16 protein-coding genes are annotated in these 14,339 nt (G+C 31.3%); 11 read left to right on the forward strand and 5 right to left on the reverse strand.

Going from position 1 to position 14,339, the window contains the following annotated elements:
* Nucleotides 1-273: 273 nt before the first annotated feature.
* Both J3359_RS10020 and J3359_RS10025 read left to right on the forward strand, forming a co-directional pair.
* Nucleotides 274-1,113 (forward strand): RHS repeat-associated core domain-containing protein, encoded by an 840-nt coding sequence (locus tag J3359_RS10020; protein WP_243765892.1) that lies wholly within the window; start codon nt 274-276, stop codon nt 1,111-1,113.
* 108 nt (nt 1,114-1,221) lie between these two features.
* A complete protein-coding gene (locus J3359_RS10025) occupies nt 1,222-1,992 on the forward strand; it encodes a DUF2927 domain-containing protein (protein ID WP_208076762.1) in 771 nt (256 codons plus the stop codon).
* Here J3359_RS10025 and J3359_RS10030 read toward each other — a convergent pair.
* Nucleotides 1,976-2,461: a hypothetical protein gene (locus J3359_RS10030; RefSeq protein ID WP_208076763.1), complete on the reverse strand. Its 486-nt coding sequence runs from the start codon at nt 2,459-2,461 to the stop codon at nt 1,976-1,978. The two genes, J3359_RS10025 and J3359_RS10030, sit on opposite strands and share 17 nt — an antisense overlap.
* A gap of 19 nt (nt 2,462-2,480) precedes the next feature.
* A complete protein-coding gene (locus tag J3359_RS10035) occupies nt 2,481-2,810 on the reverse strand; it encodes a helix-turn-helix domain-containing protein (RefSeq protein ID WP_208076764.1) in 330 nt (109 codons plus the stop codon).
* 141 nt (nt 2,811-2,951) lie between these two features.
* Here J3359_RS10035 and J3359_RS10040 point away from each other — a divergent pair, with 141 nt between their 5' ends.
* The 3 genes from J3359_RS10040 (at nt 2,952) to J3359_RS10050 (ending at nt 6,448) form a co-directional block, all read left to right on the forward strand.
* Nucleotides 2,952-4,460 carry an MTBMA_p00010-related P-loop-containing protein gene (locus J3359_RS10040; protein WP_208076765.1) on the forward strand — a complete coding sequence of 503 codons (1,509 nt, stop codon included), beginning with the start codon at nt 2,952-2,954 and terminating at the stop codon, nt 4,458-4,460.
* Nucleotides 4,461-4,602: 142 nt separating this feature from the next.
* Nucleotides 4,603-5,523, forward strand: a complete 921-nt coding sequence (locus tag J3359_RS10045) for a tyrosine-type recombinase/integrase (RefSeq protein WP_208076766.1) — start codon at nt 4,603-4,605, stop codon at nt 5,521-5,523.
* A gap of 40 nt (nt 5,524-5,563) precedes the next feature.
* Nucleotides 5,564-6,448, forward strand: a complete 885-nt coding sequence (locus tag J3359_RS10050; RefSeq protein WP_208076767.1) for a tyrosine-type recombinase/integrase — start codon at nt 5,564-5,566, stop codon at nt 6,446-6,448.
* A 201-nt stretch (nt 6,449-6,649) separates the two neighbouring features.
* Here J3359_RS10050 and J3359_RS10055 read toward each other — a convergent pair whose 3' ends face one another.
* Nucleotides 6,650-6,907, reverse strand: coding sequence for a hypothetical protein (locus J3359_RS10055; RefSeq protein ID WP_208076768.1), 258 nt, complete (start codon nt 6,905-6,907; stop codon nt 6,650-6,652).
* A 723-nt stretch (nt 6,908-7,630) separates the two neighbouring features.
* On the opposite strand from J3359_RS10055, the gene J3359_RS10060 reads away from it, so the two are divergent.
* The 4 genes from J3359_RS10060 to J3359_RS10075 all read left to right on the forward strand — a co-directional run bounded on the left by J3359_RS10060 (nt 7,631) and on the right by J3359_RS10075 (nt 10,802).
* Nucleotides 7,631-7,822 carry a hypothetical protein gene (locus tag J3359_RS10060; protein WP_208076769.1) on the forward strand — a complete coding sequence of 64 codons (192 nt, stop codon included), beginning with the start codon at nt 7,631-7,633 and terminating at the stop codon, nt 7,820-7,822.
* Between the two features lie 271 nt (nt 7,823-8,093).
* Nucleotides 8,094-8,294, forward strand: a complete 201-nt coding sequence (locus tag J3359_RS10065; protein ID WP_208076770.1) for a hypothetical protein — start codon at nt 8,094-8,096, stop codon at nt 8,292-8,294.
* Nucleotides 8,295-9,083: 789 nt separating this feature from the next.
* Nucleotides 9,084-9,923: an RHS repeat-associated core domain-containing protein gene (locus tag J3359_RS10070; protein ID WP_243765892.1), complete on the forward strand. Its 840-nt coding sequence runs from the start codon at nt 9,084-9,086 to the stop codon at nt 9,921-9,923.
* 108 nt (nt 9,924-10,031) lie between these two features.
* Nucleotides 10,032-10,802 carry a DUF2927 domain-containing protein gene (locus tag J3359_RS10075; protein ID WP_208076762.1) on the forward strand — a complete coding sequence of 257 codons (771 nt, stop codon included), beginning with the start codon at nt 10,032-10,034 and terminating at the stop codon, nt 10,800-10,802.
* Here the strand turns inward: J3359_RS10075 and J3359_RS10080 are convergent.
* Nucleotides 10,786-11,271 carry a hypothetical protein gene (locus J3359_RS10080; protein ID WP_208076763.1) on the reverse strand — a complete coding sequence of 162 codons (486 nt, stop codon included), beginning with the start codon at nt 11,269-11,271 and terminating at the stop codon, nt 10,786-10,788. The genes J3359_RS10075 and J3359_RS10080 overlap by 17 nt on opposite strands.
* 19 nt (nt 11,272-11,290) lie before the next feature.
* Nucleotides 11,291-11,620, reverse strand: coding sequence for a helix-turn-helix domain-containing protein (locus tag J3359_RS10085; RefSeq protein ID WP_208076764.1), 330 nt, complete (start codon nt 11,618-11,620; stop codon nt 11,291-11,293).
* Nucleotides 11,621-11,761: 141 nt separating this feature from the next.
* On the opposite strand from J3359_RS10085, the gene J3359_RS10090 reads away from it, so the two are divergent.
* The gene (locus J3359_RS10090) at nt 11,762-13,270 is read left to right on the forward strand and encodes an MTBMA_p00010-related P-loop-containing protein (protein WP_208076765.1); all 1,509 of its coding nucleotides are present in this window, start codon (nt 11,762-11,764) and stop codon (nt 13,268-13,270) included.
* Nucleotides 13,271-13,412: 142 nt separating this feature from the next.
* Nucleotides 13,413-14,333, forward strand: a complete 921-nt coding sequence (locus J3359_RS10095) for a tyrosine-type recombinase/integrase (protein WP_208076766.1) — start codon at nt 13,413-13,415, stop codon at nt 14,331-14,333.
* Nucleotides 14,334-14,339 lie beyond the last annotated feature (6 nt).

Here is a 14,339-nt window from a genome sequence, read left to right on the forward strand (position 1 = left end):
CAGAACTGGTTAAACAATAAATGCAAGCTTGGTGGTTGAAAACAATCTGATTAGTGGACAAGTGTTAACGTCTTGTTTTATAGAGAACTACAATAATGGTGCTAAACGTATATATAAAATGTTAAAGTTTGTTTGTTGGACAAAACAGAAATAATTACCTTTATGTTCTGATGTAGCAGAGAGGACGTTCAAAGAAAAAATTTTGTTGGTAAAAGTTGGTCGAGACAAGGGAACTATGCTGAAAAAAATTGCATAAGCTTGTACCCTTTTGGTTTGAAACATCGCGGATACAACAATGTAACTTCTTCCAATGGAAATAGCGTTGCGCAGAAGAAACTTTTTAACGGAAAAGAGTTACAAGATGAATTAGGATTAGATTGGTATGATTATGGAGCTAGGAATTATGATGCGAGTTTAGGAAGATGGATGAATATTGATCCATTAGCAGACCACCCAAAACAATTACACGCTTCACCATTTGCTTATACTAATAATAATCCTGTTTTATACATTGACCCTGATGGTAAACTTTGGATTGATAATGGAGATGGGACGTATACGGCTGAAAAAGGAGATAGTGCTTCCACGCTACATACTCAACATTTAGAGGAAAAGGGCTATACATTTGAAGAAACAAATGCAATGGTTGAACAGCAGTATAGTGAAAACCGAGTAGAAGATGGAATAGAAAAATCTAATATAGACCCAGGTGATGTTGTACACGAAGGAAAACAGGTAAAAAGTTCGACTGGATTAGGTGACTACTATGATACAAAGGACACAGGGTCAGATAATAATGAAACACCTATAGTTGATAAACTTCCAAACCCAGATGCAAAAGACCCCAAGAAAGCTGCTTTAATTGAAATAGCTACAATGGCAATGGAGCAACTTAACCCTATAAATAAAATTATTAAGGGAGCATTAGGTAAAGGTGGTGGAAGTACAAGAATAAATAGAAGTAGCACAAGGACAACAAGTAGTGGAACTTCTACCAATGCAAACACAAGTAATACAAGAACAGTAAATGTAAAAGGTCATTATAGAACATTAAAGAGTGGTAAAAAAGTTTGGGTTAAGCCCCATACACGAACTATTAAAAATAAAGATTAATTAAATTATTTTCAATTAAAGAGGCTTAAAAAAGCCTCTTTTTTATTTTAATTACAAAGCAAGTAAAATAATTATATTGCAAAAAAAGATACTTAACCTTAATAAGTAATGTTCAAATCAAATAAGAATAAAAAATTTCTTTTAATATCAATTATTTTGATTGCAGTCATATCTTCTTTTTTGTTATTCATTAGAAAAGTCAATTATATCCCAACACCATATGAAAAAGAACTAATTGATTATTTTAAGGAAATTGCCCTACAGTCAGAATATGACAATAATCCCGAGAAAATAATTAAATGGAAGGAATCAATGCTACTTTATGTAGTAAAAGAAAAAGAGTTTAAGCCTCAAATATCTGTCATAAAAAAAGTTATTGATAATATTAATCGATTAACAACAGATGGATTTAAAATAATATTAACCGATAATTATGCAAAAAGTAATTCTATACTTTATTTGTGTAACAGAGAGCAAGTTTATAAATCAAACAAAGATTTCTATGAAATGCTTACTAAAGATATAGATTATGATATTGCAGGTCTTGCATATACAGAGTTTTCAACAAAAACACATACTATAGATAAAGCTTTAATTTTTATAAACTCTGAATATTCTTTTGATATTCAAGAGGCTACTATATTAGAAGAAATAACTCAAAGTTTAGGTTTAGCGTTTGATTCTAAATTATATACAAATAGTGTTTTTTACAAAGAAAAATCTAAACAAAAAGTCCGAGTAAAGAAATATTCTCAATTGGACAAAGATATTGTTAGGCTCTTATATCATCCAAAAATGAAACCTGGGTTAGATTCTATTGAAGTAGAAAGAGTAATTAAAAAAATTTTAAAGCTAGAAAAAATTAAACTTGATGGGTGATTTTTGAGCCTTTTAATAGGTCGCTATTACTTTTTAATTCTACAGTTACATCTTGAATGCCGTGATATTTTTTACCAAATTCAATATTGTAGCTGTATTTAATTTTATATCTATTAAGGATAGTATCTATTTTTTCTTTTTCCTCTTTTACAGCTTTTCTTTCTTTTATATACTTCTTTAATTTACTAACAGCTATATTGCAGAACCCAAATCCCAAGATAACTATTAAAAATGATTGAGCAAATTTTAGATATTTGCTGTAAGTAAAATCAAAGCCGACTAATAAGTCTCTTTGACTTATCATAATTGGTAATCCTATCCCCATACATATAATAAAATAAATATAAGTTGATATTTTCTTCTTCTTTAGTTGCTCAATCTTAATATGAATAAGTCCTAATTCTTTTTCAAAACCCTTATCTAATTGTATTTTTGAACCATTTTGTAGGTCTAACTTACTATTTTGCATAAATTAAATCATTATATCATTACGAATAAGTAGCTCTAGCTTTAGCATCTCTTAAAAGCGCATCAATAGCAAAAAGAATATGTTCTTTATCTTCAGTAGGAAGCTGTTGTATGGTTAGAATTTTATCTACAATAGTATCATCCAAAAGTAAGTCTGTTTTCCCTACCAAATAATCTAAAGAAACACCTAAAACGTCAGAAAGTTTAGTGGCTACCTCAATAGATGGGTTAGCTTCTCCACGTTCATAACGTCCTAATACATTGTTGTGAATACCCACTTTAGTGGCTAACTCACTTTGCGAGAACTTATGCTGTTTACGTAACTCCGACAATCTTTTAGAAAAACTCATATTATTAAAATACACCTTAAAGAGTGTTGAAATACAAATATAAGATACTTTTTTAGGTATAAAAATACATTGTAAGTTTGTTTTATAAAACGAAATAGGTATATTTACACCTTAATAGTTATATTTTACAACTTATCAACAATGCAACTCAACACAGACAACCCAAACAGCTACCATTATGAAACCACGCACTTATCAATAGAAATATTAGGAGGCATTAGATTAAATCATTTAGACAGACTACGAGTAACAATTAGCATCCAAAAGCAAGGAACGCATTTAAAATTACGACACAATTTAGATTTATATAATGATACCCAAGTAGAAAAATTAGTACGTAAAATAGCAGAACGATTAGAGATAGGAACAAGTGTAGTTAGAAGAACAATCCAAGATTTAATTAACGAGTTAGAAACCTATAGAATCTCACAACTAGCAGAACTAGAAGCAGACAAGGTAACAGTAAAAACACTCACAAAAGCCGAAGAAAAAGAAGCATTAAAGTTACTAAAATCAAAGAATTTACTAGAAGAAACCAATAAGTTAATAGGTAAAAGCGGAGTTATTGGCGAAGTAAATAATAGATTATTAATGTACATCATCTTCACAAGTAGAAAAGCAAACAATCCTTTGCATTGTATGAGTTTAGGAAGTTCTGGTGCAGGAAAAACGCATTTACAAAGTAAGGTTGCAGAATTAATTCCAGAAGAAGATAAAGTAGAAATCACAGTATTAAGTGAAAATGCTTTTTACTACTTCAACAGAACAGAACTACAATACAAACTCATATTAATAGAAGATTTAGACGGAGCAGGAAATGCCTTATATGCGATTAGAGAATTACAATCAAAACACAAGATTACTAAAACAGTAGTTCATAAAGACACCAGAGGAAATACCAAAACCATCCACTTAACCGTAGAAGGTCCAGTATGTATAGCAGGATGCACCACACAAGAAAGTATCTACGAAGACAATAGCAACAGGAGCTTCCTGCTGTACATAGATGAAAGTGAGGAACAAGACGAAAGAATAATGCAGTATCAGCGATTAATAAGTGCAGGAAAAGTACATATAGACCAAGAACACACATCGCGTGATTTATTACAAAATGCACAAAGATGTTTAAAAAACATATCTGTTAGAAACCCATATGCAGAAAGTTTAAAGCTACCCAATGCCGTTTTTAAACCACGAAGAACCAACGCACATTACTTGCAATTTATAGAAGCTGTAACCTTTTATCATCAGCATCAAAGAGAAAAAAAATATGATGAAGAAACAGGAGAAGAATATATAGAAACTACGATAGAAGATATTAAAGAAGCCAATAAACTACTACAAGAGGTTCTCTTGAGAAAGTCAGATACCATTACAGGAGCGTGTAGAAACTATTTTGAGAAACTAAAAAATTACTTGAAAGAACATCAACAAACAACCTTTACCAACAAACAAATTAGCATCCTATTACGAATCCCTTTATCCACTGTAAAACGCTATCATTTACAACTCATCAATACCCAAAGAATACAATTAAGAGAAAAAGATAAAACAGGCAGACACTTATATGAAATCACGAATTACGAAGAATACCAACAACTTAAAAAAACAATTGCAACAGTACTAGATGAAGCCATCCTACAATTATAAATACTTGTGTGTAGCAACCTGCTACAGCCCAGTAGCTTACCAGTAGCCCAGTAAGTAAATGAGCCACTAAAGAAACTAACAATCAACAATTTAAAAAGAAAGCTCACTAAAACAAGAAAAAGGCAACCAAGCAAAGTAAAAAATGAAACAATTAAAACTACAAAATACAAGCTACAAAGTATTATTACAATCATTTACAGAATGGTTAGACATCTTGGGTTATGCAGAAAGTACGCTTTACAACTTGCCAAATCATATCAAAGAATTTTTTTATTGGTTAGAGAAAAAGAATATAAATACATTAGAAAACATCCATACAGAAACTATAAAAGACTACTATCAACACTTACAATTACGTCCCAATGAAACCAGAGGAGGCAGTTTAAGTAAAGCCTATTTAAACAAGCATCAACAAGCATTAAAGAAGTTTAGAGAATATTTACAAAAGCACAATTACAAAGGGTTTAGAATCCACTTAAAAACAGAGAAAGACAGCAACCAAAAGCAAGTAGATATTTTAACACAAGAAGAAATTAAAGAACTATTTACAACCACAAATTACAGTCATCAAAGAGATAGTTTTAAGTTAAGAGATAAAGCATTATTAGTGGTTTTTTATAGTTGTGGTTTACGAAGAAATGAAGTCGTTCATTTAGATGTTAGTGATGTATTTTTTGATAAAGAAAGAATCTATGTACGAAAAGGAAAAAATTACAAAGAACGTTTTATTCCAATCAACAGTTATAATATTAGAATACTCGAAGATTATATTTTTGAAGCAAGACCAGCACTCAATATTTACAACAGTACAGAAGCATTATTTATCAGTCAACAAGGAAAGCGAATGCAAGGACAAAGTATGCTCAATAGATTAAAAGAAGTCATTAGAAAAACAGAAAATAAAGAGCTACAAGAAAAACAAATTACACTTCACACACTAAGACATAGTATAGCAACACACTTATTACAGAAAGAAGTACATATAGAAATCATCAGTAAGTTTTTAGGACATAGTTCATTAGAAAGTACACAAATCTACACACATCTAGTCAAGCAATTATAAGGCCAATTGATCAATAACTAACAACCAAAAACCACCAACTATGAACTATCAAGAACACTTACAAAAAGAAGCATACAGCATTACAACAGTAGCCAGTTATTTAGTAGAAATCAAAAAGTTCAAAATATGGTGCAAAAAAAGAGACCAACAACCAACAACCATCAACTACAAACAATTATTAAAATACACAAAATACCTAACCAGAAAAGGAAATAGCAAAAAGACAGTCAATCATAAATTAGCCATCCTAAAGAGTTATTTTAATTACTTAATCAAAGAACACTACAGACTAGATAATCCAGCAGAAAGCATCACTATAAAAGGAGTAAAAAGAAAATTATACTACAATCTATTAGAAGCAGAAGAATTAGAAGATCTCTATTACAGTTTTAGCACAGAAAACATCAAAGACCCCTATCACAGATTAACAGCAAAAAGAAATAAAATTATTGTTGGCTTAATGATATATCAAGGATTAAACACAAACGCATTAATCAGATTAGAATTAGAACACATAGAAATTTACAAAGGAAAAGTTCACGTTCCAAAAACAGCAAGAAGCAATACAAGAGAATTAGAGTTAAAGTCGTGGCAAGTTATAGAGCTATTGGAATACATCAAAGAAGTTCGAGAAGAAATCAAGGAACGAAAGCATATAGAAAGTGAACGACTCTTTATACCCAACAATGCACGATTAGGAAACACCATTTTAGCTATTATTAAAAAGCTAAAAAAGTACAATCAGAAAGTAGAAAATGTGCATCAAATAAGAGCATCAGTCATTACGAATTGGACAAAGCAATACAACTTAAGAAAAACACAATATCTAGCAGGACATCGTTATATAAGTTCTACCGAAAAATATTTGACTGACGATTTAGAAAATATGCAAGAAGTGATTAATCTGTATCATCCAATCAGTTGAAAATACCGTTAAAAAAAGAGAAAAATGTTTAAGTAACGTTTAAACAGTGTTTAAATACCGTTTAAATAAAATAGCGCTAGAAAATTAGGTTTTTTTTATATTGGAGAATAGAAAATACGTCGTTCCTAAAAAACGAGAAAATCCCAAAAAGAGAAGATATAAAACCGATAAACTCTATCCAATTCATAAGACAAATTTACATTAATATCCCCACAAAACAAAATCCAGATTTTTACAGAAAAAGTAAAAAACCTCTGTCTTTTGTTTTGTTCCGCTCGCCACCACTTCTATAGTTTTTAAGTCACAGTTTTTGGAAGCCAACGCTAAATACAGCACTTTGTAAGTTGCTCGTTCCTCACAATCACAAAAAGCTGTTGCCAACGCTAAAAAACCAAAAACTCCGCCAAAAAAACTATCCCAAGCTATCTTTACATAATTGGCATTATAATACTGCCGCAAAAAAGCCCCACTCCACCAAAGCCGTAGTTATAATGTAAATTATGTAAAATAGCCGCTCTGCCCACGCTTTTTGCCCACGCTACTGCCAATGCCTCACTACATCCAACGCCTTCGCACTACGAAATCTTTAATTTTTACTCCGTAAGCCAACGCTCCGAATTTGCATAAAAAAACTTCACAAAACCCTCACGTAGTCCAAGTGTTTCCTACGCTCACATCTTTGCTCGTTTTTGTATACAACTCGTGCCACTGAATGAAAAAACAAGTCATTTTAAAAACATAGGATTCTCTGCCACATCATCCGCCCCCAAATCCTATGTTTTTAAAACGTAAGCCTACTGAAAACCTAATTTACTTATTTACAACGACGGATAAAAAAAGAACGAATTAACTTTGGTTTTAAGGGTAAATGATGAAACTACGGGAAATTAGTTGACTTGATCATTGTTTATAAAAAACAACGTATTTACTTTAGTAAAATAAGGTTCTTAGAGTAGATATTTTACTGCCAAAAAATGTGGCAAACAATAAAATAACTCTTTGGTTATCTTGCTTTTAATTAAATGTAAAAAGCTGTCCTATTTTAAAATAGGAACTTATAATATCTTGCAAACAAAGGGAAAAAACGATGTCCTTTTTTTTAAGTAAAAAGGACTTGACTTTGTTCGAATGTATGATATGATGATAACAGTAAAAAATTAGAATAATAAAATAATAGAAAATATGGGAACAACAACAGTAATTATATGTATAACTTTTTTAGTGGTTCTGTTGGCTTATTGGATAATGCCAGTTGAGAAGATGAAAGCAGTAAATAAAGAATTGAAATCATTATTACAAATCCTCCCTGTCAGTCAAATAATAAAATCTTATAAGGGAACTAAAACAAATAGTATAACTGATGATGAACCGTAGATGAGTCGATATATAAGGCCGTATATGTTCCCACTAATCACGAGTGCTAGTGTTCAATCAGTCATAAAAAAAGCACCCTCAAAAGAGGATGCTCTCACTATCAAATGAATCGTTTAAACGCTTAAAATACGTGTGTAACTTTCATTGTATTACCTTGCGATAATATATAATCTGTAGTGCCAACCTTTTGGTAAAACTCAATTCCTAAACAAGGAAACTACGCTTACTTCTGCATTCTGTAACAGCTCACCAGGAATGGTAGCCGTTAAAGTTGTTGCAAGTACTATTAGCATCTAACGCCTTTGTTGTACTTGAAGCTACCACACCAATACTGTTCTCATCTGGTACAGTAGGGCTCATAAGTACTGTGCTCCATCATCATACACATAATTCTGAAACCAAACCAACAGCAGCTACCAATCTAAAATGCGTAGCACCTGCAGGAGCAACAATAAAATTAAGCAGGGGTTAAATGCAGCTATTGTATAAACAACTTCATACGGTCTGCATTGATGGTGGCTGTATAAGGAGCAGTAAACACCGTTGGATAAACTCGATTTACTATTTAAAATCCAAACCAGTCAAGAGTTTCTGTGTTGGCAGAAAAGTGTAATCGGTCTTTTACCTCTGACACCTACACCTTTTAGGTTAATGGTGTTTAAAAATCTTGGGTTAACTGGGAAGCCAATCTACTGCCACCCATTACTTGAAGTACACCACTCAAAGCGGGTTTCTTAATGCTTTACCTACTTTGGCAGAACCACCAAACTCGGCATTGTTCTCTCTGGTACGTTTAAAAATTAGGGTCACTTGAATACGTTCCTTGCTAGGTCCTCCAGCCATCCTAGCTAGATACTCACCATTAGAAGTGTAAAAAGATACACCACCAATGTTACCTACTAATTTAATCAATCCTTTTTTGCTTGCTCATAATAAAGAAATTTATGTTCTGTGGTTTATGCTGAACTTGGTTCAGTATCCTACAGAACTGGTTAAACAATAAATACAAGCTTGGTGGTTGAAAGCAATTTGATCAGTGGACAAGTGTTAACGTCTTGTTATATAGAGAACTACAATAATGGTACTAAACGTATATACAAAATGTTAAAGTTTTGTTTGTTTGGGCCAATACAGAAATAATTATCTTTATGTTCTGATGTAGCAGGAAAGGACGTTCAAAGAAAAAATTTTTGGTGTAAAAGTTGGTCGAGACTAAGGGAACTATGCTGAAAAAAAATTGCATAAGCTTGTACCCTTTGGTTTGAAACATCGCGGATACAACAATGTAACTTCTTCCAATGGAAATAGCGTTGCGCAGAAGAAACTTTTTAACGGAAAAGAGTTACAAGATGAATTAGGATTAGATTGGTATGATTATGGAGCTAGGAATTATGATGCGAGTTTAGGAAGATGGATGAATATTGATCCATTAGCAGACCACCCAAAACAATTACACGCTTCACCATTTGCTTATACTAATAATAATCCTGTTTTATACATTGACCCTGATGGTAAACTTTGGATTGATAATGGAGATGGGACGTATACGGCTGAAAAAGGAGATAGTGCTTCCACGCTACATACTCAACATTTAGAGGAAAAGGGCTATACATTTGAAGAAACAAATGCAATGGTTGAACAGCAGTATAGTGAAAACCGAGTAGAAGATGGAATAGAAAAATCTAATATAGACCCAGGTGATGTTGTACACGAAGGAAAACAGGTAAAAAGTTCGACTGGATTAGGTGACTACTATGATACAAAGGACACAGGGTCAGATAATAATGAAACACCTATAGTTGATAAACTTCCAAACCCAGATGCAAAAGACCCCAAGAAAGCTGCTTTAATTGAAATAGCTACAATGGCAATGGAGCAACTTAACCCTATAAATAAAATTATTAAGGGAGCATTAGGTAAAGGTGGTGGAAGTACAAGAATAAATAGAAGTAGCACAAGGACAACAAGTAGTGGAACTTCTACCAATGCAAACACAAGTAATACAAGAACAGTAAATGTAAAAGGTCATTATAGAACATTAAAGAGTGGTAAAAAAGTTTGGGTTAAGCCCCATACACGAACTATTAAAAATAAAGATTAATTAAATTATTTTCAATTAAAGAGGCTTAAAAAAGCCTCTTTTTTATTTTAATTACAAAGCAAGTAAAATAATTATATTGCAAAAAAAGATACTTAACCTTAATAAGTAATGTTCAAATCAAATAAGAATAAAAAATTTCTTTTAATATCAATTATTTTGATTGCAGTCATATCTTCTTTTTTGTTATTCATTAGAAAAGTCAATTATATCCCAACACCATATGAAAAAGAACTAATTGATTATTTTAAGGAAATTGCCCTACAGTCAGAATATGACAATAATCCCGAGAAAATAATTAAATGGAAGGAATCAATGCTACTTTATGTAGTAAAAGAAAAAGAGTTTAAGCCTCAAATATCTGTCATAAAAAAAGTTATTGATAATATTAATCGATTAACAACAGATGGATTTAAAATAATATTAACCGATAATTATGCAAAAAGTAATTCTATACTTTATTTGTGTAACAGAGAGCAAGTTTATAAATCAAACAAAGATTTCTATGAAATGCTTACTAAAGATATAGATTATGATATTGCAGGTCTTGCATATACAGAGTTTTCAACAAAAACACATACTATAGATAAAGCTTTAATTTTTATAAACTCTGAATATTCTTTTGATATTCAAGAGGCTACTATATTAGAAGAAATAACTCAAAGTTTAGGTTTAGCGTTTGATTCTAAATTATATACAAATAGTGTTTTTTACAAAGAAAAATCTAAACAAAAAGTCCGAGTAAAGAAATATTCTCAATTGGACAAAGATATTGTTAGGCTCTTATATCATCCAAAAATGAAACCTGGGTTAGATTCTATTGAAGTAGAAAGAGTAATTAAAAAAATTTTAAAGCTAGAAAAAATTAAACTTGATGGGTGATTTTTGAGCCTTTTAATAGGTCGCTATTACTTTTTAATTCTACAGTTACATCTTGAATGCCGTGATATTTTTTACCAAATTCAATATTGTAGCTGTATTTAATTTTATATCTATTAAGGATAGTATCTATTTTTTCTTTTTCCTCTTTTACAGCTTTTCTTTCTTTTATATACTTCTTTAATTTACTAACAGCTATATTGCAGAACCCAAATCCCAAGATAACTATTAAAAATGATTGAGCAAATTTTAGATATTTGCTGTAAGTAAAATCAAAGCCGACTAATAAGTCTCTTTGACTTATCATAATTGGTAATCCTATCCCCATACATATAATAAAATAAATATAAGTTGATATTTTCTTCTTCTTTAGTTGCTCAATCTTAATATGAATAAGTCCTAATTCTTTTTCAAAACCCTTATCTAATTGTATTTTTGAACCATTTTGTAGGTCTAACTTACTATTTTGCATAAATTAAATCATTATATCATTACGAATAAGTAGCTCTAGCTTTAGCATCTCTTAAAAGCGCATCAATAGCAAAAAGAATATGTTCTTTATCTTCAGTAGGAAGCTGTTGTATGGTTAGAATTTTATCTACAATAGTATCATCCAAAAGTAAGTCTGTTTTCCCTACCAAATAATCTAAAGAAACACCTAAAACGTCAGAAAGTTTAGTGGCTACCTCAATAGATGGGTTAGCTTCTCCACGTTCATAACGTCCTAATACATTGTTGTGAATACCCACTTTAGTGGCTAACTCACTTTGCGAGAACTTATGCTGTTTACGTAACTCCGACAATCTTTTAGAAAAACTCATATTATTAAAATACACCTTAAAGAGTGTTGAAATACAAATATAAGATACTTTTTTAGGTATAAAAATACATTGTAAGTTTGTTTTATAAAACGAAATAGGTATATTTACACCTTAATAGTTATATTTTACAACTTATCAACAATGCAACTCAACACAGACAACCCAAACAGCTACCATTATGAAACCACGCACTTATCAATAGAAATATTAGGAGGCATTAGATTAAATCATTTAGACAGACTACGAGTAACAATTAGCATCCAAAAGCAAGGAACGCATTTAAAATTACGACACAATTTAGATTTATATAATGATACCCAAGTAGAAAAATTAGTACGTAAAATAGCAGAACGATTAGAGATAGGAACAAGTGTAGTTAGAAGAACAATCCAAGATTTAATTAACGAGTTAGAAACCTATAGAATCTCACAACTAGCAGAACTAGAAGCAGACAAGGTAACAGTAAAAACACTCACAAAAGCCGAAGAAAAAGAAGCATTAAAGTTACTAAAATCAAAGAATTTACTAGAAGAAACCAATAAGTTAATAGGTAAAAGCGGAGTTATTGGCGAAGTAAATAATAGATTATTAATGTACATCATCTTCACAAGTAGAAAAGCAAACAATCCTTTGCATTGTATGAGTTTAGGAAGTTCTGGTGCAGGAAAAACGCATTTACAAAGTAAGGTTGCAGAATTAATTCCAGAAGAAGATAAAGTAGAAATCACAGTATTAAGTGAAAATGCTTTTTACTACTTCAACAGAACAGAACTACAATACAAACTCATATTAATAGAAGATTTAGACGGAGCAGGAAATGCCTTATATGCGATTAGAGAATTACAATCAAAACACAAGATTACTAAAACAGTAGTTCATAAAGACACCAGAGGAAATACCAAAACCATCCACTTAACCGTAGAAGGTCCAGTATGTATAGCAGGATGCACCACACAAGAAAGTATCTACGAAGACAATAGCAACAGGAGCTTCCTGCTGTACATAGATGAAAGTGAGGAACAAGACGAAAGAATAATGCAGTATCAGCGATTAATAAGTGCAGGAAAAGTACATATAGACCAAGAACACACATCGCGTGATTTATTACAAAATGCACAAAGATGTTTAAAAAACATATCTGTTAGAAACCCATATGCAGAAAGTTTAAAGCTACCCAATGCCGTTTTTAAACCACGAAGAACCAACGCACATTACTTGCAATTTATAGAAGCTGTAACCTTTTATCATCAGCATCAAAGAGAAAAAAAATATGATGAAGAAACAGGAGAAGAATATATAGAAACTACGATAGAAGATATTAAAGAAGCCAATAAACTACTACAAGAGGTTCTCTTGAGAAAGTCAGATACCATTACAGGAGCGTGTAGAAACTATTTTGAGAAACTAAAAAATTACTTGAAAGAACATCAACAAACAACCTTTACCAACAAACAAATTAGCATCCTATTACGAATCCCTTTATCCACTGTAAAACGCTATCATTTACAACTCATCAATACCCAAAGAATACAATTAAGAGAAAAAGATAAAACAGGCAGACACTTATATGAAATCACGAATTACGAAGAATACCAACAACTTAAAAAAACAATTGCAACAGTACTAGATGAAGCCATCCTACAATTATAAATACTTGTGTGTAGCAACCTGCTACAGCCCAGTAGCTTACCAGTAGCCCAGTAAGTAAATGAGCCACTAAAGAAACTAACAATCAACAATTTAAAAAGAAAGCTCACTAAAACAAGAAAAAGGCAACCAAGCAAAGTAAAAAATGAAACAATTAAAACTACAAAATACAAGCTACAAAGTATTATTACAATCATTTACAGAATGGTTAGACATCTTGGGTTATGCAGAAAGTACGCTTTACAACTTGCCAAATCATATCAAAGAATTTTTTTATTGGTTAGAGAAAAAGAATATAAATACATTAGAAAACATCCATACAGAAACTATAAAAGACTACTATCAACACTTACAATTACGTCCCAATGAAACCAGAGGAGGCAGTTTAAGTAAAGCCTATTTAAACAAGCATCAACAAGCATTAAAGAAGTTTAGAGAATATTTACAAAAGCACAATTACAAAGGGTTTAGAATCCACTTAAAAACAGAGAAAGACAGCAACCAAAAGCAAGTAGATATTTTAACACAAGAAGAAATTAAAGAACTATTTACAACCACAAATTACAGTCATCAAAGAGATAGTTTTAAGTTAAGAGATAAAGCATTATTAGTGGTTTTTTATAGTTGTGGTTTACGAAGAAATGAAGTCGTTCATTTAGATGTTAGTGATGTATTTTTTGATAAAGAAAGAATCTATGTACGAAAAGGAAAAAATTACAAAGAACGTTTTATTCCAATCAACAGTTATAATATTAGAATACTCGAAGATTATATTTTTGAAGCAAGACCAGCACTCAATATTTACAACAGTACAGAAGCATTATTTATCAGTCAACAAGGAAAGCGAATGCAAGGACAAAGTATGCTCAATAGATTAAAAGAAGTCATTAGAAAAACAGAAAATAAAGAGCTACAAGAAAAACAAATTACACTTCACACACTAAGACATAGTATAGCAACACACTTATTACAGAAAGAAGTACATATAGAAATCATCAGTAAGTTTTTAGGACATAGTTCATTAGAAAGTACACAAATCTACACACATCTAGTCAAGCAATTATAAGGCCAA

Origin of the sequence: Polaribacter cellanae, from assembly GCF_017569185.1 — a bacterium.
GTDB classification, from domain to species: domain Bacteria; phylum Bacteroidota; class Bacteroidia; order Flavobacteriales; family Flavobacteriaceae; genus Polaribacter; species Polaribacter cellanae.